Genomic DNA, 26273 nt, shown 5'->3' on the forward strand with positions numbered 1-26273 from the left:
GATCCGCTATAATGATAACAGATGTTATCCAATAGTAGAAATTAGGAATCTTGAATCATGGCTTTAACAGCATCAACCATGTTAAGTTTGGGGACGCGCGCCCCAGATTTTCAACTCCCAGACGTGACCTCTGGGGAAATGATATCCGTCGATACATTTAAGGATAAAAAAGCCTTGCTAGTCATGTTTATATGTTGTCACTGTCCCTTCGTTAAACATATTCAAGATGAACTAGCCCAATTAGGACGTGATTATCAACCCCTAGGAATAGGAATAGTTGCCATTAGCGCCAACTCCATCAAAACCCATCCCCAAGACGGACCCGAACACCTGAAAAACCAAGCGGAAACAGTAGGTTTTTCCTTCCCTTACTGCTACGATGAAACCCAAGAAGTAGCCCAAGCCTATACAGCAGCCTGTACCCCCGATTTCTTCTTGTTTAATAGCGATCGCCAATTAGTCTATCGCGGTCAATTAGATGACAGTCGCCCCGGGAATAACTTACCCGTCACCGGGGCAGATTTGCGGGCGGCTTTAGATGCCATTATCGCCGACAAACCCATCAACAGCGACCAAAAACCCAGTATTGGTTGCAATATCAAATGGCATCCGCAATAACATCAATCAAGGCAACCCCAATGGTTGCCTATTTCCAGGAAATCCCCTCAAATCTAATCAGTAATTGCCCGCAATAGAACATCCGTCAAACTAATCTCTTCCATATCTTCCAAACTCACTGTATCACAAATATTGTAACGAGCGCCCGCCGCCGTTAACTCATCATCAAGCACCTTAAAAAACGCCGTAGCCTCTTCACTAGAGCCCACCCTAATCATTTCCACAGCCAACTCTTCCTCATGGGTTAATTGATTGGAAGCATTAATCAAGATGCGTTTAACCTCCAATAACGTATTAATAATCTCCCCACCCGTCACCACAAAAATAGTTTCACCATTAGGCTGTGATTGTTCCGTCGCCCGTCTAGCAAAATAACTATCAGTGGCATCTTTGAGAACCGAGGCTAAATCAGCTTTTCCGGCTGGTTTATGATTCTCAAAAACCTCTCCCACATGGTCAGAAGTAATGCGATCGTAGCGCTTAAACTCTTCAGCAAATAAATATAAAGTAATCCCATCCGGGTCAAAATGTTCGCAATAGGTTGCCAACTCTAAAATCGATTGTCGCATTAACTCCCAGCGAGACTGCCCCTTTTTATTGCCAGCCATTGCCATACTCTCGCTGACATCCACAATTAAGGTATAATCCCGTTTTTCCAGGACTGCACCCCCCTCTAATAGTACATCCATACATCAAACCCCCACAATTGTACTTAATTTAATACTGTATCATTTCCTTCCCATAATTATTAAGCTATAATATTTCCAAGCGTCATCATCTAGTTTTTGCGAGTCCTAGTTATGAAACCTAAGCCCCAGGATTCTGCCAACCAAGACCAGCCAGACCGACCCATCTACCTACAACCTCCCCGGGTCATCTTCGCCCTACTGATAGGCGTGTTAGCCCTAGTCGCCTATGTGGTTTTAGTCAAAACCGACTCTCCTACTCCAGACCCCATTATGGTAGAAAACCCTGAAGCCGTGATGATCATGGATGAAACCTCCCAAAATTTAGCCGATCTCCCCCCGGAAATTACCACCAAATTGCGCCAAGATGTCATCGATCGCACTGGAAGTTCCCCAGATGAAATCGAAATCCTCGCCGCCGAAAGACATACTTGGCCAAATACCTGTTTAGGACTCGCCCAGCCAGACGAATTATGTGGTCAAATGTTAGTAGATGGCTGGCGGGTCCGAGTGTCTGATGGTCAGCGCCATTGGCTTTACCGCACCAATCATAATGGTCAAACCTTCCGCTTAGAAACAGAATAAAAACCCCAACCTAGTCCCCTGGTAATTATTTTCTACCATGAGTTATTGCCTCAATCCCCAATGTTCTCATCCCCAAAATCCAGATGATGCTAAATTCTGCCTCACCTGTGGTGCCAAACTGTTTCTACGGGAGAGATACCAGGCTATAAAACCTATTGGTCATGGCGGATTTGGGAAAACATTTTTGGCAGTTGATCACGATAAACCCTCCCATCCCCCCTGCGTCATTAAGCAATTTTTCCCGCAAACCCAAGGGGTAGAAACCACTCGCAAAGCGGCGGAATTATTCCACCAAGAAGCCCAGCGTCTCGATGAACTAGGAAAACATCCCCACATCCCAGATTTGCTGGCACATTTTCAACAGGACAATAATCAATATTTAGTCCAAGAATATATTAACGGCCCCAATTTAGAAGACTTAGTAATTAGCCAGGGAACTTTTAACGAAACTCAAATAATTCAACTACTTGATGAACTCTTGCCAGTTTTAGAATTTATACATCAAAATAAAGTCATTCATAGGGATATTAAACCCGCCAATATTATTCAATCTCAAACATTAGTAAATAGCTCGACATCGGGTAAGTTGGTATTAGTGGACTTTGGGGCGGCGAAAGTAGTACAAAGCACCAACTTATCAGGACCAGGAACTATTATCGGCAGTCCTGAATATGTGGCTCCAGAACAAACTAGGGGTCAAGCCATATATGCTAGTGATATTTATAGTTTGGGGGTGACTTGCTTATATTTACTCACCCAAATCTCGCCCTTTGACCTCTATGATATTCACCAAGATAAATGGGTTTGGCGAGATTATTTACAGGAAAATACGGTTAGTAATAAACTGGGCTTAGTTTTAGATAGAATGGTGGCTTCCCTACCTTCCCAGCGCTATAATTCCCCGCTGAATGTACTGAGGGCACTGCATCCTAGTGGACTACCCCCGACGATTCTGCACAACATTAATATTAATAACTTTGATAATACGGCACTCCCTAGCCCGGCTGCATCGGTGAGAGTACCGCGGCCACCACTGCCCCCACCGCCACCACGGACAGCTAGAACCAGTCAGCAAATCACCCCACCACCGACGGCTAGAACTTCTCAGCCACCCACCCCACCAAAACCTAGCCGTGTTCAACCTCAACGGTCATCACCTAGCTGGAAACTGCTACATACGCTGACAGGACACCGTAATCAAGTCACCTGTGTAGCTTTCTCTCCTGATCAGGAAATACTGGCCAGCAGTAGCCAAGATCTGACTATAGAAATTTGGAGACTGAAAAATGGGAAACGTTGGTACACGCTAACTGGTCATGAAAATTGGGTAACATCGATCGCCTTTTCCCCGAAGGAAGAGATTTTAGCTAGTGGTAGTCGCGATCAGACTGTGGAAATTTGGGATCTCAAAAAAGGTAAACGCTGGTATACGCTCATTGGTCATCAAGATGCTGTGGAACAGGTGGCCTTTTCCCCCCAGGGAGATATTCTAGCCAGCGCCTCCCGGGACAAAACCATACAAATTTGGGATCTCAAAAAAGGGAAGCCTTCCTACACTCTCTATGGTCATAGCGATCGCATTTATGGACTCGCCTTTTCCCCAGATGGTCAGACCCTAGCCAGCGCCTCTAGGGATAAAACTGTCCGCCTGTGGAACCTACAGCAAAGAAAAGAATTAGGAAGCCTACCCCGTTGGTCTGACTGGGTGAGAACCGTTGCTTTTAGTCCTAACGGTCAAATGTTAGCCGGAGGATGTCGGGATGGTTCCATCGGTCTATGGCATCAACAAGACCAGACCTGGAAGCTGTGGCGTACCCTGCGGGCTGATGATGCGGATATATTTGCGATCGCCTTTAAACCCGATAGTACAGAGTTAATTACTGGCAACAGTAAAGGCCAAATCGACATTTGGCAACTGGGCGACGGCACATTATTAGAAACCATCGCCGCCCATTCAGCAGACGTATTATCCCTAGCATTTAGTCTTGACGGCAAAACCATAGCTAGTGGCGGATCTGACCGACTCGTGAAGATTTGGTATCACGCCGCCCAAACTTGATATTGATTAGAAAATATAATACAATTGTTAAATAAAAATTAAGTTTTGTCACCTAGGTAACAAAAATCAATGCACAAGGATTATTATGGGCTACTGATATCAACCCTCAGTTTCCGTCACCGTTGGAAGTGGCAGATCATCCTGCCCTACGGTGACCATCTAACTTCCAATAACGACTACTCCACTCCAGAAGAGGCACTGCTTGGGGGCAAGTCCTGGATTGATAAGGAAACAGCATTTAATGCCCTAAATAGCTGTCTAGCACAGTTTTACAGTTCAGGGTTGATTAATCCTCCTGAATATCAGAACTTGATGGATTCATTGCGGGGTATTACCCAAAGGTGCTAAGGGCCTTGCCAGTTTCCTGATGCAGTTTTTATAGTTAATTGTTAATTGATGCTCCCACTACAATATAATTCAAGAACTACTCAGGTAGTGTGGGCATCTAGTTTGGGCTGATATTATGATCAACTTTCATAGTTTTCTGCTAGATTGAAATCATGGAAAGGGAGGCAAGAGTCATGATATCTTTGAGAAAAAAACTACACCGTTTAATAGAAGGAATATCAGACGAGGACCTGAAAACTGCCTGGGAGTTTCTGACCCCCCTCTATGAGGATGCTTTCATGCTCAAAGCCATTGATAATGCCCATCAAAAATTAAGGCCAGGAGATGCCTTGACGAGAGAAGAAGCCCTACAAGTGCTGTATTTTGATTATGGGCGTGTCCCCCTAGCCCCCCATGGATTGAATCCCGATATAGAAAGCATTTGATATTGGTTATGTCGTCAGCACCCCCGGCTGAAGCACGGGGGCTTCGTGCCCCCCGCTTTCAGGTAGCTGACCAGCTTAAGCCTTAACTGGCTACGTTCAGAGCAAGAGTTAAAGTTCCTACCCTGGAATGCGTGCTAGTTCCAGGCACTAGAACCAAATCGTTAAACAGTTCTAAGGGGTTAAGACAGTGCGATTTGGAAAGTACCGACTCTGAACATTAGCGTTCGCGCAGCGTGCGCGTTAGCGCAAGCGCAAACGTTACGAGCAATCAGAACAGACGCAACAATGTCTAACCATATTTTCGTTTTAGATACCAACCGCAAGCCCTTGACACCGTGCAAGCCAGGGGTGGCACGATCACTGCTCAAAGCGGGGAAAGCATCGGTATTTCGACGCTACCCATTCACCATTATTCTAAACAAGGAGGTTGACGCTAATCCTGAACCGCTCGAACTCAAATTAGACCCAGGCTCTAAAGTCACTGGAATTGCCTTGAAGCAAGGGAATCATATTATCTTTGCTGCCGAGTTGCAGCACCGAGGACAGCAGATTAAAGAAGCATTGCTCTCTCGTCGTCAACTCCGACGTTCTCGACGAAACCGCAAGACCCGATATCGACCAGCTCGGTTCTTGAATCGGACTCGTCCCGAAGGTTGGTTAGCTCCCAGCTGGCAGCATCGAGTAGATACTCTAATGACCTGGGTTCACCGATTTCGTAGACTTGCCCCAGTTGGCCGCATTACCCAAGAGCTAGTACGGTTCGACCTGCAATTGATGGAAAACCCTGAGATATCAGGTGTTGAGTATCAGCAGGGAGAATTACAAGGCTATGAAGTCAGAGAATACCTGTTGGAGAAGTGGGGCAGAACCTGTGCTTACTGTGGGGCTCAAAATGTACCACTTGAAGTTGAGCAGATCCAGCCTCGGTCTAAGGGTGGCTCTGACCGGGTTTCTAACCTGACGATGGCTTGCCACTCATGCAATCAAGCCAAAGGCAATGGGGACATTCGGGATTTTTTATCGAGCCAGCCTGATGTACTGAGTCGTCTTCTCAGGCAGGTAAAATCGCCGCTTAAAGATGCAGCAGCCGTTAACTCGACCCGATGGGCTTTGTTCAATGCTTTGAAAGCAACAGGACTCCCAGTTACCACAGGAACGGGCGGACAAACGAAGTTCAATCGACTGAGGCTCAACCTACCTAAAGCTCACTGGCTTGATACTGCCTGTGTTGGACCAGTCGAATCACTCGAAGTTCTGACTTCAAAACCGTTGCTGATTTTAGCAAAGGGGCATGGAACCCGTCAGATGTGCGGGACGAATAAGTACGGATTCCCGAATCGTCACCGCTCCAGGAGGCAAATTCATAAAGGCTTTCAGACTGGCGACATGGTGACGGTACTGGTCACAGCGGGGAAGAAAATTGGCTCATATCTAGGACGGGTTCTCTGCCGTGCGTCTGGTAGTTTTGATATTACCACCGCTTCTGTACGGGTGGCAGGCATCAGCCACAAATACTGCCAACCCATTCACAGGAAGGATGGTTACGCCTATGCTTGAAAGATTGACGGGGACTAAAGTCCCCCTGTCGCGTTTCCTCCCCGGTCTAAAGACACGGGGCTTCCACGCTCCCAAGAGGTTTACGTGAATGTTGAAGTTCGTTATGCACGCTCTTTTTTACAAGACTTAACTGCCTTAGACACGGATGCCTATTGGCGAGTTTATCAAATCGTTTTCGTCAAGTTTCCCCAAATTAATCGCTTACAAGAATTACCGGAATTTCGTGCGGTGGGTTCGACTGGTATTTTTTATCGATTCACCATCGATCGCTATTTAATCGGCCTAGAGATGACGGGCCAAATCGTCAAGTTTCTGAGAATTCTGCCTAAACCCCATGTTTAAGTTTTGAGAACTGTTGTAGAATATGTGCTGATAGATAAGGCTCTATCAATGAATTGCGGAAGGGTAAAAGCGGTTAAACCCTCATAGATGTTCTGGACTGGCAACTTGTACATAACGGGGAAACAGTGATTATGGATGCCATTACACTCTGGCAAAGATACCAAGACTGGCTGTACTACCACGAAGAAATAGGACTGTACCTCGATATCAGTCGGATTAGGTTTGATCAGGCTTTTCTGGAAGCCATGAAGCCCAAGTTTGACGGGGCATTTCGAGACATGGAAGCCCTCGAAGGTGGGGCGATCGCTAATCCAGATGAACAGCGAATGGTAGGCCATTATTGGCTGCGAAACCCGGAGTTAGCACCTACTCCCCAAATCAAACAGCAAATTATCGACACAGTTAACAAAATAGAAACCTTTGTCGCTAAAGTCCATAAGGGTGAGATTAAACCCCCCCAAGCCGAAAAATTTACAGATTTACTCTCCATTGGTATTGGAGGATCAGCCCTAGGACCACAATTTGTGGCTGATGCTTTAGCCCCAGATTACCCACTGATCAACATCCACTTTATTGATAATAGTGACCCCGATGGCATAGATCGGATTCTGCAACGACTAGGCGATCGCCTAAAGAGTACCCTAATCTTAGTAATTTCCAAATCCGGCGGCACCCCAGAACCCCGTAACGGCATGATGGAAGTTAAACAAGCCTTACTCAAGCAAAACCTCCACTTTCCCGATCAAGCGATCGCCACTACCCAAATCGGTAGTAAACTCTACCAAGAAGCCACCAGCCAAGGATGGTTGGAAACCTTCCCCATGGAAGACTGGATCGGTGGTCGCACCTCGGAAATGTCAGCCGTAGGACTACTTCCCGCCGCCCTACAAGGCATAGATATTCATGCCCTACTCCAAGGGGCTCAAACCATGGATATAGCCACCCGCCAACCCGACATCAAAACCAACCCCGCCGCCCTGCTGGCCCTATGTTGGTATGCCGTCGGAGGTGGCCGTGGTCAAAAAGATATGGTAATTCTCCCCTACAAGGACAGACTCATACTCTTGAGCCGTTATCTGCAACAATTAGTCATGGAATCCTTGGGAAAAGAAAAAGACCTAGATGGAAACATCGTCAACCAAGGTATCTCCGTCTACGGTAACAAAGGTTCCACAGACCAACACGCCTACGTCCAACAGCTTCGAGATGGGGTTCCTAACTTCTTCGCCACCTTTATCGAAGTCCTACGCGATCGCCAAGGACCATCCTCAGAAATCGAACCCGGAGTCACCGCCGGAGACTATCTCTCAGGCTTCCTACAAGGCACACGAGAGGCTCTATACGACAACCAACGAGACTCCATTACCGTAACTATTACCGAAGTAAATCCATACACTGTAGGCGCTCTAGTCGCTCTCTATGAACGTGCTGTCAGTCTATATGCTTCCCTAGTCAACATCAACGCCTATCACCAACCGGGAGTCGAAGCCGGGAAAAAAGCCGCCGCCCAGGTTCTAGAGTTACAACACCAAAGTTTACAAGCCTTACGCAGCCATAGCCAAGGTATTTCTATCTCCGACTTAGCCACCAAAATAGATGCCCAGGAACAGGTAGAAACCCTATATAAAATCCTGCGTCACCTAGCAGCTAATGACCGAGGAGTAGAATTGAGCGGAGACCCCAGTAAACCCGGCCAACTGATCGCCAAATGGCGCTAAACTTAACCCACTAGCGCCCAATCCATAATTCCTATTCACCCGGTCTTTCTCCCCCCACAGATCGGGTAAGTTTTCATTGGTGTAGCATGGGAGGGCAGGACATAACTAGGAGTGAAAGGAATGGCTGAGAACCTCTACATTGCTACCATTGAACCCGGGAGTGGCAAATCCCTAGTCGTACTCGGAATCATAGAATTGCTTTCCAAACGAATTCAAAAATTGGGATTTTTCCGTCCCATTATTCGTAGTCACACCACTCCTGACAGAGATATCCAATTAGTTCGCAGTCGCCTACACCAAGCCCTACCCTATGAATCTTACTATGCTCTCACCCACGAAGAAGCTCAAAATTTGATTGGTGAGGGTCGCTATGATGAAGTCATTAAGCAAGTCATCGAAAAATATAAAGCCGTTGAGCAAGATTGTGATTTTGTAGTCTGCGAGGGAACCGATTTTACTGATATCGCTTCCGCCTTCGAGTTTGATTTTAACGTCCGATTTGCTAACCACCTAGGTTGTCCCATTTTGATTGTAGCCAGCGGTAGCGGTAAAACCCCCAATCAATTAATGAGTGCCTTACTAGCCGAACGGGAAGCCTTTATTGAAGAAGGTTGCGCGATCGCCGCTACTGTAGTTAACCGTGTCGATAACCACAATGTTCCAGGAATTATGGAACAGTTGACAACTCTCTGGAAATTTCCAGATCCCCTATTTGTCATTCCAGAAGAACCCATTTTAGCTAAACCCACAGTCGCCGAAATTGCCCAGAAACTCGGCGGTCAACAAATCTATGGCCCATCCGACGATCGCCTTAACCGCGAGGTTTTTGATTTGCGCGTCGCCGCCATGCAAGTTCCCAATTTCCTCAAATACCTCAAAGAAGGTAGCCTAATTATTACCCCAGGCGATCGGGCTGATATTATTCTCGCCTGCGCCGTCGCCGCTACTTCCGAGAACTATCCTAATATTGCCGGAATTATTCTTAGTGGCGGTCTGGAACTACCAGCCACTATCCAAAGCCTCATCGATGGATGTCCCCATTGGGCAGTTCCCATGATCACAGTTAAGACTGATACCTACGAAACTGCCATGAATGTAGACCGGGTACATGGTGCTATTACCCCAGACAACGATCGCAAAATTGCCTCAGCTTTGGGGTTATTTGAAACTCATGTCAACTTGGGTCAAATTGAGGAGCGCATACAGGTTTCCCGTCCCTCTCGCATGACTCCGATCATGTTTGAGTATCAATTGATTCAAAGGGCTAAAGCTAATCGACAGCATATTGTTCTACCCGAAGGACGCGAAGATCGGATTTTACAAGCCGCTGAGATTTTGTGGCGGCGGGGAGTCGCAGATATTACCTTATTAGGTTCAGAAGCAGAAATTCGCGGACGTATTGCCGCCCTCGGTTTGAATTTATCCCAAGTCCAGATTATTGATCCGGCTAGATCCCCCTGGTATGAAGACTATGCTGAAACCTATTTTAATCTCCGTAAACATAAGGGTATTGCTAAAGACGGGGCCTATGATGTCATGCTCGATGTTAGCTATTTTGGTACCATGATGGTTTATAAGGGACACGCTGATGGTATGGTGTCGGGAGCAGTCCATACCACAGGTCACACGATCCGCCCCGCTTTGGAGTTTATTCGCACCATTCCCGGTACTTCTATTGTCTCTAGTGTCTTTTTAATGGGGTTGGAAGATCGGATTTTGGTTTATGGCGACTGTGCCGTAAATCCTAATCCTAATCCTCAACAATTGGCTGATATTGCTATCAGTTCCGCTTTGACTGCTCAAATGTTTGGCATTGAACCTAGGGTGGCTATGTTGTCTTATTCTACTGGAGAATCCGGACAGGGTGAGGATGTCGAAAAGGTTAAGCAAGCTACCATCATCGCTCGTCAACTGCGCCCCGACTTGAAAATTGAAGGCCCGATCCAGTATGATGCTGCTATTGATGAGAGTGTCGCTAAAACTAAGCTACCTGATAGCCAGGTGGCTGGTCGTGCCACGGTTTTTATTTTTCCCGATTTGAATACCGGGAATAATACTTACAAGGCTGTACAGCGATCAGCTAATGCTGTGGCGATCGGACCAATTTTGCAGGGATTGAAAAAACCCGTTAATGATTTGAGTCGCGGTTGCACCGTCACTGATATTGTCAATACCGTAGCAATTACTGCTATTCAAGCGAATCTAGGCACACATTGTCACTCCCATTAATTCCATAAACACTGGACATTGTAGCATCTCAGATAGAATACTGTTAATGGGTAAGACTCCATAATGGTGAGCCATCCTGGTTTCACCATAACAGAGTCTATGCTCTGATGTTTACCTTGTCAATGGCTTTGACCATGAATATACATACATTAACCAAAGACCTCCCTCGTCGAATAGTCCTTAGTTACGCTGTTATTGGCGCGGTCTGGATACTCATTTCTGATCAGGCTATAGAAACTATTATTGGTAATTATAGCCAGTTTACTTATCTGACTACTTTCAAAGGCTTAATATTTATGGCTATTACCAGCCTTTTATTATATCAGCTTCTCCAAAAATATCAGCGATCGCTTCAGGAAATGAACCATAAAATGGCATCCAAAAAAACCATGCAATTACTGATAATTTTAAGCAAAATTACCGAATATATTAAGTTACAAAAGCAACTGAGAAGCTACATTGAATATGACTCTTTGACTAAACTGCCTTGGCGGTCTTTCTTGTTAGATAAACTGGAGTCTTTATTAAAACAAACTCACCCATAAAATCATACATTTGCAGTTATTCACCTTGATGTTGTCCATTTCAAATCCATTAAATATACCCTGGGATATGAATTCTCATAACAGCTATTAATCGCTATCACTAACCGCCTGACTACCTATCTTCCTGATGCCGTCATGATTGCTAGAGTCGGTATGGCTGATGAGTTTATCATTCTCTGGGAACAGGTAGGAGACTTGGAATCAGCCCATCAAATTCTCAATTATATTAGCCATCTGTTTATTCAACCATTTAATCTCTCAGAACATGAACTTTTTAAACAGGTAAAAATGGGGTTGGCTTTGAGTTATGACTGTGGGGAAAATCCCGAATAAATGTTACAAGCAGCAGAATTAGCTGTGCATCAATGTCGCCGTTCCCCCAATACAAGTTATACGATATTTAATCACGAATTTAAAGCCTATGCTAGTCGTCAGCTAGAGTTGGATAATCAAATGAGACGAGACTTTAATGACCGTAAGTTTCAGCTTTATTATCAACCAATTTTCGGCGCTGAGACCCTCAAAATAGTCGGCTTTGAATCCCTGATTAGATGGTATAATAACACTCAGCTTATTTCTAACTTTGAATTTATTCCTTTGGCGGAAGAAACCGGTTTTATTATTCCCTTGGGAACCTGGGGATTTGGTCAGGCTTGTTGGCAATTTCAACAGTGGCGATCGCAATTTCCCCAGGTCGCCTCCATGTTTATTAACATTAATGTTTCCGTGATACAACTGATGCAGCCCAATTTATTAAGCCAAATTGATCATATCTTAAAAGTTACTGAAATTCCCCCCCAACAAATTCAACTCGAAATTACCGAAACCGCCTTAATGAATAATGCCGAAGATATTACCGACATCTTAAAACAAATCAAATCCCGTAAAATTAACCTATGTATAGATGATTTTGGCACCGGGTATTCATCTTTAAGCTATCTCCACAATTTCCCCTTCGACACCATTAAGGTTGATAAATCATTTATTAGCGGTATGGAACGAGATCAGAAAAGTGTTGAAATTGTCAGAACGATCGCCTTAATGGCCAACTGTTTAGATATCAACTTAGTAGCTGAAGGGGTCGAAACCCAAGGTCAACTCAGACAACTACAAAACCTCAAATATCAAACCATCCAAGGATATCTACTCGCTCAACCCATGTCCGTAGCCGCACTCGAAGACTATCTCCAGCGCCAACATCATAATTGTTGAAAAGAAGCAGGTTAGAAGTTATCCCCTCACCAACCATCAAAAACTATGTATAATTAAGCCATCACAAAACTTGAGTTTAGGAAAATTTTATGGCCAAAGCAATTTGGAATGGGGTCGTTATTGCCGAAAGCAATAATTGTGAAGTCGTCGAAGGCAATCAATATTTCCCCCCAGACTCCATTAAAAAAGAATACTTCCGAAATAGCGACACCCACACCACCTGTGGCTGGAAGGGGGTCGCTAGTTACTATACCCTGGAGGTGGGAGGCGAAGTTAACAAAGATGCTGCTTGGTATTATCCTAGCCCATTACCCGCTGCCCAGAAGATCCAAGGTTATATCGCCTTCTGGAGAGGCGTAAAAGTCGAGGTTTAACTACCTCCGACTACCTGTTCATCAGATAACCAAGCTTCTCCTGCCTCTTGTAGGGCATCAATGACTGGCTTGATATTTCGTCCCCTAGGTGTGAGAGAATATTCTACCCTAGGGGGTATTTCTGGATAAACCTTTCTTTCTATCATACCATATTTTTCTAATTCCCTCAACCGAATTGTCAAGGTTTTCGTACTAATCGGAAGTGCTTCCTGTAGTTCATGAGTACGGCGGTTATCTATCAAAAGTTCCCGCAAAATTAGAAAAGACCACTTACTATTAATTCTATCCAATATATATTCTATAGGACAAGGCTGTTCGGTCTCAGTAGAGTTTTCCGAACCAGTTGACATTGGGCCTGTTTGGGAGTTTTCGCAATGTTTTGTAACTTTCATTTTAACAAATTTTAAGGTTTACTTTAGTGGTTACCAACCGCCACAGCAGTTTTAAACTTTTTTAATAAGCGGCTGTATCTCCATCATAGCAATATTTTTGTACTTTGGGTAACTAAGGTAACTTTAGTAAACTATATTGTAATTTTTATAGAAAGTAATACTCTATAAACAGAGGGAAAAAAAACCCTCTGTGACGAAAACAATCTCAGCCTGTAGATCGACAGTCAAACCAAAATTAACTAAGTCTAAATGCTGAGTTTTGGAGCAATAAGGTTTCCCATACCTGTTGCCAGATGGTCTATTTGCATGAAAATCAGAGTATCAGTAAGACTGAATATTCTGGAAGTGTAGAAAGATTTGGCTGTACTCTCTACCAGACTGTTATTCAAGTTTGGAGGAATTTCATAATGGTTGAAAATAAAGAAAAAGCATTCGTACTGTGGTTTGAGGAAGTAGGAATTGTCGATGTTCCATTAGTAGGTGGAAAAAACGCATCCCTAGGGGAGATGATACAACAGCTAGGCTCCCAAGGGGTTAGCGTTCCCACAGGGTTTGCGACCACAGCCTATGCTTATCGCTACTTTATCGAAAAAGCGGGCTTAGAAGTCAAACTACGCGAACTGTTCTCAGATCTAGATGTGGAAGATATGCCCAACCTGCGGCAGCGGGGTAAGCAGGCTCGCGCTTTGATCTTAGATACCCCCTTCCCTCCAGAACTTGAAGAAGCAATTGTTAGTTATTACAGAAAACTGTGTGAACGTTACGGGACTTCAGCAGAATTCTGTGAGAAGTTCGATTCAGATTATAAGGAAGAATGCAAACGCTATGCCAGTGATATTGACGTAGCGGTGCGGTCTAGTGCTACAGCAGAAGACTTGCCTGATGCGAGTTTTGCAGGTCAGCAAGAAACATACTTAAACGTTTATGGGGAAGATACAGTCTTAAAATCTTGCCATAAGTGTTTTGCTTCCATCTTTACAGATCGGGCGATTTCCTACCGGACAATTAAAGGCTTTGATCACTTCGATGTTGCCTTGTCGGTGGGTGTACAGAAAATGGTTAGGTCTGACCTAGCTTCCTCCGGTGTCATGTTCTCAATTGACACAGAAACGGGCTTTAAGAATGCTGCCCTAGTGACAGCGGCCTATGGTTTAGGGGAAAACGTGGTACAAGGTGCAGTTAACCCTGATGAATACTTTGTATTCAAGCCTACTCTGAAACAAGGATTCCGTCCTATCCTAGAGAAGCGCTTAGGCACAAAAGAACTGAAGATGGTTTACGACATTGGTGGCACGAAACTCACCAAAAACGTAAGCGTCCCAGTTTCCGAACGCGAGAAGTTCTGTATTACAGATGATGAAATCCTGAAGCTGGCTGAATGGGCGGTTATCATCGAAAATCACTACTCAACAGTTCGTGGGTGCTATACACCTATGGATATTGAGTGGGCGAAAGATGGTGTCACGGGTGAACTGTTCATCGTCCAAGCACGTCCAGAAACGGTACAATCCCAAAAATCGGGCAGTGTCCTGCGGTCTTACAAACTCAACGGAACTAGCAACGTGCTATCTCGCGGTCGTGCAGTTGGCGAAATGATCGGTCAGGGTAAAGCACGGGTAATTATGGATGTTCACCGGATTGATGATTTCCAACCGGGAGAAGTATTAGTTACCAACAAGACTGACCCCGACTGGGAACCGATTATGAAGCGTTCCAGTGCTATTGTCACTAACGCTGGCGGTCGGACTTGTCACGCGGCGATTATTGCTCGTGAAATGGGTATTCCGGCGATCGTTGGTTGCGGAGATGCTACGGAAGTGGTCAAGACCGGACAAGACATTACAGTTTCCTGTTCGGAAGGGGAAGAAGGACGGGTGTATGAAGGGTTAGTGCCCTTTGATGTGAACGAAACTGTTCTGGACAACTTACCTAAGACCCGCACTCAAATTCTGATGAATGTGGGGAACCCAGAAGAAGCCTTTGGTTTGGCATCTATTCCCTGCGATGGTGTAGGTTTGGCTCGTCTTGAGTTTATTATCGCTAATCATATTAAGGCTCACCCCTTGGCGTTGCTCAAGTATGACCAACTGGAAGATGAATCAGTTAAGCGGGAAATTGGCGAACTGACCAAACTCTATGATCATAAGCCGGACTTCTTTGTTGATAAACTGGCTCATGGTATTGGCACGATCGCAGCGGCTTTCTATCCGAACCCAGTGATTGTGCGGATGTCGGACTTCAAGAGTAACGAATACGCCAACCTGTTAGGTGGTCGTCAGTTTGAACCCAAAGAAGAGAACCCGATGATCGGCTGGCGGGGTGCATCCCGTTACTACGACCCCAACTACCGGGAAGCCTACGGTCTGGAATGTGTGGCTCTGAAACGGGTGCGCGACGAAATGGGTCTGACCAATGTGGTGCCGATGATTCCTTTCTGTCGGACTCCTGATGAAGGCCGCAAGGTGTTGGCTGAAATGGAGAAATATGGCCTGAAACGAGGCGAAAACGGCCTCCAGGTTTATGTGATGTGCGAATTGCCGAGTAATGTCATCTTTGCTGATGAGTTCGCTCAAGTGTTCGATGGCTTCTCCATCGGATCGAACGACTTGACCCAGTTAACTCTAGGCTTGGACCGTGACTCCGCACTGGTGGCTCATATCTTTGACGAACGCAATGAGGCGGTACGTCGGATGGTCACGATCGCCATCAAAGCAGCTAAGAAATATGGTCGCAAGATTGGTATTTGTGGTCAAGCGCCTAGTGACTATCCAGAGTTTGCTCGGTTCTTGGTTGAGTTGGGTATTGACTCGATGAGTTTGAACCCCGACTCTGTGATTAAGACCATCCTCGACATTGGCAAGATGGAAGAGTCTGGCGTTTTGGTTGATGATATCATGGAAGTCGCTCAGGCTAAATAGAGTTCCGTTTAGGATACTAAGTAACTTCTGAGTTCTAATTTAAAACTGCTCTGGTGAAAGCCGGGGCAGTTTTTTTTCGCTCACCCACCCCAGGAGAAACCCGGTTTCTGGGAGAGTTTCTCCTTCCCCAAGGGATGGCTGGTGAGAAACCGGGTTTCTAAACTCTCACCCACCCCAGGAGAAACCCGGTTTCTAGGAGAGTTTCTCCTTCCCCAAGGGATGGCTGGTGAAAAACCGGGTTTCTAAACTCTCACCAACAGGTTGACAAAAAATCTAGGCGGTGATATGATGTGGAGGCTATTTCTAACCGAAAGTAACTCGGTTCTATGAATCGGTGAAAGAGAAATTAAAGACAGGTAAAGGGGTCATATTAAAGCTGTTTGTAGCCATCGGTTTAGCGATCGCCTGGATTTTACTAACAGCGACCCCTGCTTGATGTACGGAAAAGTCAACCTTAGCCAGAAAGATTATGCACTCCAACTGGGAACACATAATTCCACAAGCGCCGCCACCCCCAGGGGAAATCATAGAAGCATTAGAAGCCACGACGACAACACGGGAATTTTATCAGGAAGTCGAATATCGTGAGGACTTCGATCGCTATTGCCAGTGGTATTATGAGACAGCCAATCGCCACCGTCAAGAGATGCAGAAAATGCTAGGTGATTTTAACCTGCTGGGGTGGTTTTTGCGGGGTCGCCACTAAAGCTGCCGGGGTGAGGGACTCAAGAAACGGTCAACTGATGTCTCTTTGTCCCCAATAGTTCCCCAGATAGTTTCTAACTCTCCTCAATCACTTCTAACTCCTCCTCTCTGAAGTGAACCTTAAACTTGGGGTTAAACTGTACTATAACAGGCAGATTAGGGGTAATAGGTCTACCATTCCAGTCTGTTAGGATGGATACAATTTCCCCCTCCAATCCCTTAGCATCAGAAGGTTGATTGCGGTGTTCGGGATTGACATAGATAATCACTGACTCTTTGACGCGAACACGATCGCCGACTTTCATAAATTCCAACTCATGTATTTCGGTAAAAATGCCTACAGAAGTGGCTGCGATAGTTGTGCGACCACCCAGCGACACTCACTAGAACAGACAGTTTTTTATCTTGACATGAAATAGGCAAATCTCAAACTCCCGGCGGGGAAAATCACAGTTCCCGATCGCCTGAAATCATCGATAATTGGGGATTTCCGGGAATTATTCGGGTCAGTGGGGAAGCGGGAGGGACTACCTAAGACCCTTGACATTTTGCCAGAAAAGTGGACCAATCTTGGTTCAGCTTCTGGGGGTATATTTTAAGATACAATTGGGCAGGTGTTTTGTGAAAATTGGGGAAATTCATGGAATCATATTCACTACCAACAGAAGTAATTTTAACCGAGCCGCGTAAGTCCCTAGGAAATGTGTGTTTTGATTGGACTCCCCAACCTGGCCATTATTTGGTTTTAGAGGGTCAAACCTATGCAGTTTTGGAACGCCGACACCGTTATCATTTAAAATCAGGTCGTTACCGCCTAAGTAAAATTGCTCTATATGTACAGTCGGCTGAAGAACCCCAGGAGAAGAGTTTAGTCAATGGACATTGGGTAATAGGGGATGCTAGTTGTCGGTTTAATGCGCGATCGGAGTTATTTCGCTGTGCGGTAAATCCCCAGGGACCCTGCGATCGATGTCGCTTTTATGAGTCCCTGGAAGAAACACCCCCCGGATAATGACGGCGAAATCAGAAGCGGTCAAAAACGGAGACTATCCCGCAAATAAATTCAGGTCTGCTTGATATTCCTGTGGGGATATTAAACGCCATTTTTGGTCTTCCATCAACTCTAAAACGTGGTGATGATATTGCAGTAAACTCATCCGGTGTCCGACACTAACGTAAGTAGTGTTCATCTGGTTGAGTTTTTGATACAGCAACTCCTCATTTTTCATATCAAGGGCGCTGGTAGCTTCATCAAGGATAGCATAGCGAGGTTGAGTGAGCAACAGACGAGCAAAGGCGAGGCGTTGCTGTTCTCCGAGGGAGAGAACATTAGCCCAATCCAATTCTACATCAAAGCTACCAACACGATCGCTTAAATCACCCAGATTAACGAGTTTCAAAACGGATTCTAATTCGGTGTCGTCGATGTTTAGATGGGAGTTAGGATAGAGTAATTGTTCTCGCAGGGTTCCCAGAATCATATAAGGACGCTGGGGGAGAAATAGCATTTCGCTAAGTTCCGGACGCACTAGCACCCCAGTTCCCGATCGCCATAAACCCGCGATTCCTCGTAATAGGGAACTTTTCCCTACTCCACTTTGACCAACAATTAATAAACCCTCACCGGGTGCTAACTCTAGGGATAAATCCCGCACCAATGTTTTCTGATAGTTAGGAGTTTCTAAGGTGAGATTTTTCACCGCCAAAGGAGAGTCTACCATGAGGTCAATTTGAGGTTTCCCTGTGGGGGTGCGATCGCTCACTTCCAGGGCTTCGGAGAACCCAGTCAAACGATTAATACCCGCCGCAAATCTACTCAAGGGTTCAATTTGACTGACCACAATCGAAAAAGCGCTTAACACTTGAGAAAAGGCAAAACCCGCCTGGGTAATATCTCCAAATCTGATTTGTTCGGAAAAATACAGAGGAGCCATAATCAGAGAGGGTAAAATAATCACAAGATAGCGATACCCAGTAGTGAAATAATCTACATTTCTCTGCCAACCAATCAGGAGGTTAAAATTATTAAAGGCTTGGAAAAAGCGTTTTTTAACTTGCTCTGATTCGCGGTCTTCTCCCTGATAAAAGGCGATAGATTCGGCATTGTCGCGGACATGGACTAAGCCATAACGGAAATTTGCCTCCAGTTTAAGCTGATTAAAATTGAGGGTAATTAAGCGCCGACCTAATAAGACTGTGACCCCTGTACCAAATACGGCATAAATTAACAGGAACAGGGACAATTGTTTAGAAATCGACCACAGAATACCCGTGAAGGAAATTACATCAATTACCGCGCCTAAAATAATCAGTAAAAATCGGAGGCTAGTAATCGTAAAAGCCTGAATATCCTCAGAGATACGTTGGTCAGGGTTATCGATATCTTTATGGGAGTCTATTTCATAGTAGGAGCGATTCTGAAAATAATTATCCAGAAATCGATTAGTTAACCATTTCCTCCAATAGTTCCCGAGGCGATCGCGTGTGTAACCATAGAGAACCACGATGGGAGTACCCACGACAAAGACACCAGCATAAACAAACAGAAACCGCCAAAATTCCTCCTCATTTCTCTCGGAGAGAGCGGTCATAAAAAAGTTTCCCACATAGCTAATAATGACATTTAAGCCACTAACAGCCAGAGAAATAAATAGCAGGACACTCAAAAAAGCCCAAGGTTGCCAGCGAGTCAACCATTGACGGCGATACCAGTAGAATACCATGGCGGGTACAAGCAGCATCAAAGCCACGACTATAATAGAGGGAGAATAAATCACCCCTTGTATAGTTTCCAATAAGCCGGGAGCGATGCGATTAAAAAACTCAGGAAACAGCATTTGACTAGCGAAAGTAACGGCGGTGACCAACACAAAAGCGACCCCAAACAAGAAAACCAGCAGCAGCAACATCAATAACAAAAAAACCCTGCCACTACCAGGTCCTAGGGGATAAAAAAACGGTTGTGCGATGCTGAGAAATCGTCTCCAAAGTTGACTATCAAATCGATTCATCTGTTAATGCTAGACCAATTATTGAACTTGAATGGGATAACCCGGGAGCCATACCCAGATTAGGTAAGAAGGTCAAAGCACAATCGAGGGAAGGCAGGTTAAACTTATAGGTTATAATGACCAAAAGTAGATCTACAAGGTTTCTGACTTTTACCCTAAAAGTTTAGAACAAAAACCGGGAATTAATCTATCATACAGAACAATAATTGCCGATAAACTTGCAATAGAGGAAGTTAACCCGGCGGGCGCTATTATCCTGAATGGTGAGGTGGGGCAAATAATCGGAGATCTATTTCCCCCGGTCATTGTAAACTATAAAATTGATTGTTCAAAATTGTGGAAGGAGTATTAACCCAATCATGTCTAACACCTATAGGGTGGAGATTCACCACGAGGGCCAAATTCACGAGATTGATGTGCCGTCGGATAAGTATATCCTGCAAGTAGCGGAAGAGGCGGGGTTTAGTTTACCAAATTCCTGCAATGCTGGAGTTTGCACTACCTGTGCTGCTAAAATCCTGGAAGGAGAAGTTGATCAGAGTGAGGGTATGGGGTTGAGCCCCGATCTGCAAGCACAGGGCTATGTATTGCTGTGTATAGCCCATCCGCGCTCAGATTTGAAGGTGGAAACCGGAAAGGAAGAAGAGGTCTATCAGCGCCAATTTGGTGCAAGTTCATAGGATTTTTGAATTGACGAGAAATGACTACCCACTTTATTACTGCTGAAATAGATTTAACTGAATCCCCAAAGGCTTTACAAGAAGCGATCGCCACCGAATTAGAAAGCCGGGGCGAACCCCTGCGCTGGGCGATTACCAAGGTGGATACTGACCGCCAAATCGCCCATGTAGAAGCAGTTGTCACGACAGGCGACCATCCCGGTCAGCCTCAATAGACAATCATGGCTCGCCCCTTTACTGTGGTAATGATAGTCCCTACTGGAATAGGGGCGGATTTGGGTGGCTATGCGGGGGATGCCTTACCCATTGCTCGATCGCTATCTGGAGTCTGTGATAGGTTAATCACCCATCCCAACGTCCTTAACGGCGCTCAGTTGTACTGGCCTATACCTAATGCCCTCTATGTGGAAGGATATGCCCTAGACCAAATGGCCGCGGGGTGTTGGGGACTCCAACCCGTCCACAGTAACCGAGTGGGACTATTACTCGATCGCGGTATGGAACCAGAATTGCAACTGCGACACCTACAGGCCGCCGATGGCGCTAGAGCGACTCTGGGCATCAATATGACTGATTATGTCATTACCGATGCTCCCCTCAACGTAGAGCTAAGAATAGCCCCCTCTGGTGCTTCTTGGGGAACCATTGGCAACCCAGATAGTTTACTGCGGGGGGCAAAACAGTTGATCGATAAAGCGGGAGCGGAAGCGATCGCAGTGGTGGCTAGATTTCCCGATGATGAAGGCAGTGTGGCTCTCAGCCAGTATCGACAGGGACAGGGTGTTGATCCTCTCGCCGGAGCCGAGGCTATTATTAGCCATCTCATTGTCCGACATTTTCGCATCCCCTGCGCCCACGCTCCCGCTCTGTTACCTTTACCCCTAGACCCCCATTTATCACCCCGTTCGGCGGCGGAAGAAATAGGCTATACATTCCTTCCCTGTGTATTAGCCGGGTTGAGTCGTGCGCCCCAATATGTCCAGTCTCGGTTGACAGCACCTGATAGCATCTGGGCTAATCAAGTTGATGCGGTGGTAGTTCCAGAAACGGCCTGTGGTGGTAGTGCTATCCTGAGTTTTGCTAATAGTGCCAAACTGATGATCACCGTAGCCGAAAATCGCACCACTATGGCAACCCCCCCAGAGGCGATCGGTATTAAGACCGTCCCGGTAAAATCATATTTAGAGGCGATCGGAGTTTTGGTAACATGGCGACAGGGAGTTAATCATCAAGCCCTCAGACCAAATCTAACAACTCTCAACCGACTGCACACCCCTTAACAGAACCATACTCCAGCCCTAATATCATCGTGGAAAAAATCCCCAATCAGCCAGAATTTGAATCCTTTACCCGTACCCAAATTTTAATCGCCATGGGGGGGACAGCCCTATTGTTGCTAGTCATTGCTAAAGTCGTGTCTTTCTTTGGTGATTTTTATATCTTACCTGTGGAAATCACCACTTTGGGCATAATTCAAGGATTAGCGATCGGTGTAGGAATTACTGGGGCTAGTGCAATTCTCTATCGTCTTTGGCCGGCTTATAGTCGCAGTGCCGATATTTATTTAAAACTAATTCTCACCCCCTTAATCTGGCCAGATTTAATTTGGTTGGGATTGCTTCCCGGTCTCAGTGAAGAGTTACTATTTCGGGGTGTAATTTTCGCAGCCATTGGGTTGAATCCCCTGGGTTTAGTCGTTTCCAGCATCTTTTTTGGCTTACTCCATTTCAGCGGTTCTCAACAGTGGCCTTACATTATTTGGGCTACCCTAGTGGGAGTAATTTTAGGCTATAGTGCCTTAGCTACAGGCAACCTTGTCGTGCCCATTGTGGCTCACATTTTTACTAATTTTATATCCGGTTTTCTCTGGAAGTTTAAATATATCGGCAGTTCCCATACCTAAAACATTCATCAACCCCCTAATCATAATCAATCTCTGTTCCTCCAGCCACCCGGTCAGCATAAATATCTCAGCGGTGGACATATACAAGTTATTTATGCGATAATCTCCCTAGGGTCACGTCAATAAGCACATCAGTCTTAACCAAATCACAGGAATATGAGTAATCTTACCCATTCATCCCCTGATAACAACCAATCTTTCACGGAGTTAGATATTCCCCTGGAACGAGATATTTTTCTCCGTACCTTAATCAGAGAACTCGCTGGGACACTGGAAAACGTTGTCGGCTTACAAGAAGCATCCGGTTTTATCAGCGTTGTCGGTCAGTCAATGGGTAGAGCCATTGAGCAAGATTATAAATCAGCCCTGCAACTTTCTCAACTCTCCCGTTCACAAGTCGCTCAAGTGTTGGTAGACCTCAAGCGACGCATTAACGGCGATTTTTATGTCATTGAAGAAGACGACGAAAAAATAGTTTTTGGGAATCGAGTTTGTCCCTTTGGAGATAAGGTCTTAAATCGTCCTTCTATGTGTATGATGACCTCTAATGTATTTGGGTCAATTGCTGCGGATAATCTCGGTTATGCGAAAGTAGAATTACAGGAAACTATTGCTCAAGGTCATTCAGGCTGTCGAGTAGTTGTGTATCTTCAACAGACGGAAGATGCCGAAGATGCCGAAGGTCGGGAGTATTTTGGAATATAAGAAAGATGACACCGGAACAGTTTTTAGAGGTGGCTTCTGTATTGCCAGAGCCGTTAATTTTGGCTACAGTTAGCGGTGATATTTTGGCAGCAAATCGTCCGGTTGCTAAACTTCTTAATTGTCGCAGTAAAGACCTACGAGGTAAGAATTTATTAGAAATTGTTGAAAACCCCCATGATTCAGTTCTTGAATATTTAAAAACCTGCGCCAGAAATCGTCAATTCTCCTTCGGTTCCTTAAATTTTATCCTCCCCAATGATGAGCATTTAAGCTGTCGTGCGGAGGGTGCGGTAATTCAACCAGCTTCCCATGAATCTCCGGCTTTGATTTTACTGCGTTTACAAAATAGTGCAGCCGCCAATTTAGATTTTGCCGTCTTAAATCAAAAAATTGATCAACTCAGCCAAGAAATTCACCATCGGAAACAAGCCGAAGCCGCATTATCCCTGAAAAACCAGGAATTAGAAGAGGCATTTCGTCAATTAAAAAATACTCAACTTCAGTTAATACAAACGGAAAAAATGTCCAGTCTCGGTCAATTAGTAGCCGGGATAGCTCATGAAATTAATAACCCGGTTACCTTTATTGATGGCAATTTGGTTCATGCTGAAGAATATATTGAGACTTTATTGCAGCTAGTCCAAATGTATGAAACAGCATATCCAGACTCATCGCCAGAAATTGAAGAGTTTAAAGCAGAAATAGATCTGGATTTTGTGGTAGAGGATTTAGAGAATTTGTTAGATTCCATGCGTAAAGGGACTCAACGGATTTTAAAGATTGTTAAATCCCTACGCAATTTCTCGCGGTTGGATGAGTCGGGGTGCAAAGCGGTGGATATTCACGAAGGTATTGAAAGCACTTTAGTGATTTTACGCGATCGCTTAGAAACTTCCTTACAATCTGGTAAAATCGAGGTAATCCGAGACTATGGAAACTTACCTTTAATAGAATGTTATCCAGGTCAACTTAATCAGGTATTTATGAACTTGATTAGTAATGCGATCGATGCTTTAGTAGAATCCGACCAAAAACCACCCCCAGACCGCAACTCCCCACATTATAGCCAAATTATAATTTCTACCCAACTCATTGATCACAAGTCTATTAGGATTTCCATTAAAGATAATGGCTCAGGAATTTGTGACCAAGTTTGTCCTCACATTTTTAACCCGTTTTTTACGACCAAACCTGTCGGGAAAGGTACGGGATTAGGGTTATCAATTAGTTATCAGATTATCACCCAACTGCATCAAGGTCAATTGATTTGTCGGTCAACCCCCCACCAAGGAACAGAATTGGGAGTAGAGATTCCTATTCATCAAACCCCCGTTAAAAGTAGCAGGTCAGACCCAGAAAGGTTGGTAGAGGTTGACATTTTGGATATGGCTCAAAAAACCTAGGTGGTGCTGGTGCGTCAGAATATATCCATCTGGGTGGGTTTGGATATGGTCGCTTCTGACGCTACGGGAATGTAGGCTTAAATGTTGCCGTAGACGGGAATAGCAGCACCGCGTAGGTCTTTGGCGGCTTCTGAAGCTAAGAAGCAGATCACCTCTCCTAGAGATTGGGGTGTTACCCATTGGTGAGCGTTATCACTACCCATGGCTTCGCGGTTGCTGGGGGTGTCAATGACGCTGGGAAGCACACAGTTGGCGGTGATATTGGTGTTTTTGGTTTCATCTGCGATCGCTTTAGTTAAAGCCACTACCGCCGCCTTAGAAGCACAGTAAGCCGCTAATTGTCCGGCTGGGTCTATAGCACCACGACTCCCTACCGTCACGATTCTACCGTAGTTATTTTGTCGCATTTTAGCTAGGCTGTGCTTGCATACAAGGAATGTGGTATTTAAGTTAAGGTCTATGTCTTGTTTCCAGCTATCATAGCTATATTCGTGGGTAGCCCCCATGGAGAAACCCCCCACTAGATGAATCAGAACATCAACCCGACCCATATCATTAATCAGTTTACTAACCGCGTTTTCGTCCGTGAGATCGACCGCCACAAACCGAATTTGCTCAAAGTCCGTCGGGGAAAGGATACCTTTAAGGCGATCGACTTCTGCTTCACTGCGATAGGGTATCGTGACCTTAGCTTTTTGGTTAAGCACTAGGGGGGTCACTCCTAAACCTAGTCCCCCAGTTCCGCCAGTGATTAGTACCTGTTTATTATTCATCTGGATAATTGATAATCGGCTTTCAATTAACTTTAATGGTTTTCTGGTTGCAGATCTAGGCTCATACAAATCTTGGCGGTGGCTAAAAACCCCATCCTAGGGCAGGGAAAATTTACCATAGACCTCTGATTATACCATATATAGTGGCACTGTTTCCCATTATCCTAGGATACGTCAAGTTAGGAGATTTGTCAAGAGGAATTATGATAAATGTGTAACAATTATTAATTGTTAATGGCGGGGGCGCGCCTCCCCTGTAAATTCTGAATTACTCACGACTTTATGAATAAAGCCGCCCGGTGCTACAGATTAGCAGCTTGCCAATCTGGGTAGGTGAGATTATACGAACAGCACTGGAGCATGAAAACCTTGTCTCAAGAGAGCAAGGATGAAAGGCGACACGGGTACTTTAGTGCCCGTCAGCCCAAGATCTGATCAACTCTCGAACAACATCGCTGTTTTACTTGACACGCTTACTAGATAAATGCTACACTGATTTTAGTAGTGCCAGGTAACCAACCACTTAAAAAACCTTGTTGCCTCAAGGCGTACACTGAACCTTGACCATTGAATCTATGCGGTTTGGCTGCATTGTTCTAGCTTCCTCCTGGCAGCAGGTAAAAGATTCACAGGAACTAGACAAATCAGTCTTTGAGGTATATTGGCTTCAATCTAAACAGGATTGGCAGAAATGCAACTACGGTAGGGCATACCGAAAGTAACGCTTGGGGAGAGTCCCACCTCTGGGCTAGACGACGCAAGGAATCTCGTTTAAGTGGTCTCGGTGAGCCAAGAATCCCCGTCTCTTCAGAGCGGGGAGTGTCAACAGGCGAAATTGCCGCAAAATCTCAGCAGTAAAAATCGCCTCAATTCATTGAGGGGGATACCCAGATGATTGAGTCATCGAATGATATAAATCCTGTAACCGATGATAGGGAATTAATCTCGGTAGGAGCATGATTTAATCTCAAATTAGGTTAACATTTTACGGCAATACGGTATAATACCAAGTATGGTGCGAGACCTTCGGGTATGAAATAGAGCTGAAATGGGCGTGGGGACTACCCGGTGAGGACTTCAACCCC

General features: G+C 45.2%; 28 protein-coding genes. 22 read left to right on the forward strand and 6 right to left on the reverse strand.

Annotated features, from left to right (window positions below):
- Positions 1–57 precede the first annotated feature (57 nt).
- Positions 58–618, forward strand: coding sequence for a thioredoxin family protein (locus HFV01_RS24475; protein WP_006621848.1), 561 nt, complete (start codon positions 58–60; stop codon positions 616–618).
- Between the two features lie 53 nt (positions 619–671).
- On the opposite strand, the gene HFV01_RS24480 is transcribed toward HFV01_RS24475, so the two are convergent.
- Complete coding sequence (locus tag HFV01_RS24480; protein ID WP_006621849.1) at positions 672–1307, reverse strand: vWA domain-containing protein; 636 nt, start codon at positions 1305–1307, stop codon at positions 672–674.
- A 111-nt stretch (positions 1308–1418) separates the two neighbouring features.
- Between HFV01_RS24480 and HFV01_RS24485 the strand changes: the two genes are divergently transcribed.
- From HFV01_RS24485 to HFV01_RS24540, 12 genes are all read left to right on the forward strand, one after another.
- Positions 1419–1889, forward strand: coding sequence for a DUF8738 domain-containing protein (locus tag HFV01_RS24485; protein ID WP_006621850.1), 471 nt, complete (start codon positions 1419–1421; stop codon positions 1887–1889).
- A 37-nt stretch (positions 1890–1926) separates the two neighbouring features.
- Positions 1927–3948: a WD40 repeat domain-containing serine/threonine-protein kinase gene (locus HFV01_RS24490; RefSeq protein ID WP_193520465.1), complete on the forward strand. Its 2022-nt coding sequence runs from the start codon at positions 1927–1929 to the stop codon at positions 3946–3948.
- Positions 3949–4017: 69 nt separating this feature from the next.
- Positions 4018–4296, forward strand: coding sequence for a hypothetical protein (locus HFV01_RS24495; RefSeq protein ID WP_006621852.1), 279 nt, complete (start codon positions 4018–4020; stop codon positions 4294–4296).
- 152 nt (positions 4297–4448) lie between these two features.
- On the forward strand, positions 4449–4721 hold the full coding sequence (locus tag HFV01_RS24500; protein WP_008056779.1) for a hypothetical protein: 273 nt from the start codon (positions 4449–4451) through the stop codon (positions 4719–4721).
- A gap of 285 nt (positions 4722–5006) precedes the next feature.
- Positions 5007–6278: an RNA-guided endonuclease IscB gene (gene iscB / locus HFV01_RS24505; protein WP_006621855.1), complete on the forward strand. Its 1272-nt coding sequence runs from the start codon at positions 5007–5009 to the stop codon at positions 6276–6278.
- Positions 6279–6362: 84 nt separating this feature from the next.
- Entirely contained in the window at positions 6363–6620 is a 258-nt protein-coding gene (locus HFV01_RS24510) for a hypothetical protein (protein ID WP_006621856.1), read from the forward strand.
- 131 nt (positions 6621–6751) lie between these two features.
- Positions 6752–8338 (forward strand): glucose-6-phosphate isomerase, encoded by a 1587-nt coding sequence (locus tag HFV01_RS24515; RefSeq protein ID WP_006668847.1) that lies wholly within the window; start codon positions 6752–6754, stop codon positions 8336–8338.
- A gap of 120 nt (positions 8339–8458) precedes the next feature.
- Positions 8459–10567 carry a phosphate acetyltransferase gene (gene pta / locus HFV01_RS24520; RefSeq protein WP_006621858.1) on the forward strand — a complete coding sequence of 703 codons (2109 nt, stop codon included), beginning with the start codon at positions 8459–8461 and terminating at the stop codon, positions 10565–10567.
- 107 nt (positions 10568–10674) lie between these two features.
- Positions 10675–11112: a hypothetical protein gene (locus HFV01_RS24525; RefSeq protein ID WP_006621859.1), complete on the forward strand. Its 438-nt coding sequence runs from the start codon at positions 10675–10677 to the stop codon at positions 11110–11112.
- Between the two features lie 135 nt (positions 11113–11247).
- Positions 11248–11445, forward strand: coding sequence for a hypothetical protein (locus HFV01_RS24530; RefSeq protein ID WP_006621860.1), 198 nt, complete (start codon positions 11248–11250; stop codon positions 11443–11445).
- The gene (locus HFV01_RS24535) at positions 11446–12324 is read left to right on the forward strand and encodes a putative bifunctional diguanylate cyclase/phosphodiesterase (protein ID WP_008056787.1); all 879 of its coding nucleotides are present in this window, start codon (positions 11446–11448) and stop codon (positions 12322–12324) included. It abuts the gene before it with no gap.
- Between the two features lie 89 nt (positions 12325–12413).
- Positions 12414–12698, forward strand: a complete 285-nt coding sequence (locus tag HFV01_RS24540; RefSeq protein ID WP_006621862.1) for a DUF427 domain-containing protein — start codon at positions 12414–12416, stop codon at positions 12696–12698.
- Here the strand turns inward: HFV01_RS24540 and HFV01_RS24545 are convergent.
- Entirely contained in the window at positions 12695–13090 is a 396-nt protein-coding gene (locus HFV01_RS24545; protein ID WP_438861253.1) for a winged helix-turn-helix transcriptional regulator, read from the reverse strand. The two genes, HFV01_RS24540 and HFV01_RS24545, sit on opposite strands and share 4 nt — an antisense overlap.
- Before the next feature lie 407 nt (positions 13091–13497).
- Here HFV01_RS24545 and ppsA point away from each other — a divergent pair, with 407 nt between their 5' ends.
- Both ppsA and HFV01_RS24555 read left to right on the forward strand, forming a co-directional pair.
- Positions 13498–16008: a phosphoenolpyruvate synthase gene (gene ppsA, locus HFV01_RS24550; protein ID WP_006621864.1), complete on the forward strand. Its 2511-nt coding sequence runs from the start codon at positions 13498–13500 to the stop codon at positions 16006–16008.
- A 469-nt stretch (positions 16009–16477) separates the two neighbouring features.
- Positions 16478–16714 (forward strand): hypothetical protein, encoded by a 237-nt coding sequence (locus HFV01_RS24555; protein WP_006621868.1) that lies wholly within the window; start codon positions 16478–16480, stop codon positions 16712–16714.
- Between the two features lie 73 nt (positions 16715–16787).
- Here HFV01_RS24555 and HFV01_RS24560 read toward each other — a convergent pair whose 3' ends face one another.
- A complete protein-coding gene (locus HFV01_RS24560; protein ID WP_006668855.1) occupies positions 16788–17093 on the reverse strand; it encodes a ferredoxin-thioredoxin reductase variable chain in 306 nt (101 codons plus the stop codon).
- 20 nt (positions 17094–17113) lie between these two features.
- On the reverse strand, positions 17114–17260 hold the full coding sequence (locus HFV01_RS24565) for a hypothetical protein (RefSeq protein ID WP_155839094.1): 147 nt from the start codon (positions 17258–17260) through the stop codon (positions 17114–17116).
- Between the two features lie 93 nt (positions 17261–17353).
- Between HFV01_RS24565 and HFV01_RS24570 the strand changes: the two genes are divergently transcribed.
- Positions 17354–17725: a DUF6464 family protein gene (locus HFV01_RS24570; RefSeq protein ID WP_006621870.1), complete on the forward strand. Its 372-nt coding sequence runs from the start codon at positions 17354–17356 to the stop codon at positions 17723–17725.
- A gap of 34 nt (positions 17726–17759) precedes the next feature.
- On the opposite strand, the gene HFV01_RS24575 is transcribed toward HFV01_RS24570, so the two are convergent.
- Positions 17760–19724: an ABC transporter ATP-binding protein/permease gene (locus HFV01_RS24575; protein WP_193520466.1), complete on the reverse strand. Its 1965-nt coding sequence runs from the start codon at positions 19722–19724 to the stop codon at positions 17760–17762.
- 359 nt (positions 19725–20083) lie between these two features.
- Between HFV01_RS24575 and HFV01_RS24580 the strand changes: the two genes are divergently transcribed.
- The 6 genes from HFV01_RS24580 to HFV01_RS24605 all read left to right on the forward strand — a co-directional run bounded on the left by HFV01_RS24580 (position 20084) and on the right by HFV01_RS24605 (position 24415).
- Positions 20084–20404: a 2Fe-2S iron-sulfur cluster-binding protein gene (locus tag HFV01_RS24580; RefSeq protein WP_006668859.1), complete on the forward strand. Its 321-nt coding sequence runs from the start codon at positions 20084–20086 to the stop codon at positions 20402–20404.
- 20 nt (positions 20405–20424) lie between these two features.
- Complete coding sequence (locus HFV01_RS24585) at positions 20425–20619, forward strand: DUF8621 family protein (RefSeq protein WP_006621873.1); 195 nt, start codon at positions 20425–20427, stop codon at positions 20617–20619.
- A 6-nt stretch (positions 20620–20625) separates the two neighbouring features.
- Positions 20626–21684 (forward strand): DUF3326 domain-containing protein, encoded by a 1059-nt coding sequence (locus tag HFV01_RS24590; RefSeq protein WP_006621874.1) that lies wholly within the window; start codon positions 20626–20628, stop codon positions 21682–21684.
- A 29-nt stretch (positions 21685–21713) separates the two neighbouring features.
- Positions 21714–22307 carry a CPBP family intramembrane glutamic endopeptidase gene (locus tag HFV01_RS24595; protein WP_006621875.1) on the forward strand — a complete coding sequence of 198 codons (594 nt, stop codon included), beginning with the start codon at positions 21714–21716 and terminating at the stop codon, positions 22305–22307.
- 156 nt (positions 22308–22463) lie between these two features.
- Positions 22464–23012, forward strand: coding sequence for a methanogen output domain 1-containing protein (locus tag HFV01_RS24600; protein WP_006621876.1), 549 nt, complete (start codon positions 22464–22466; stop codon positions 23010–23012).
- A 5-nt stretch (positions 23013–23017) separates the two neighbouring features.
- Positions 23018–24415, forward strand: coding sequence for an ATP-binding protein (locus tag HFV01_RS24605; protein ID WP_006621877.1), 1398 nt, complete (start codon positions 23018–23020; stop codon positions 24413–24415).
- 77 nt (positions 24416–24492) lie between these two features.
- Here HFV01_RS24605 and fabG read toward each other — a convergent pair whose 3' ends face one another.
- Entirely contained in the window at positions 24493–25188 is a 696-nt protein-coding gene (gene fabG, locus HFV01_RS24610) for a 3-oxoacyl-ACP reductase FabG (RefSeq protein ID WP_006621878.1), read from the reverse strand.
- Positions 25189–26273 lie beyond the last annotated feature (1085 nt).

The organism is Limnospira fusiformis SAG 85.79 (assembly GCF_012516315.1).
Classification (GTDB): domain Bacteria; phylum Cyanobacteriota; class Cyanobacteriia; order Cyanobacteriales; family Microcoleaceae; genus Limnospira; species Limnospira fusiformis.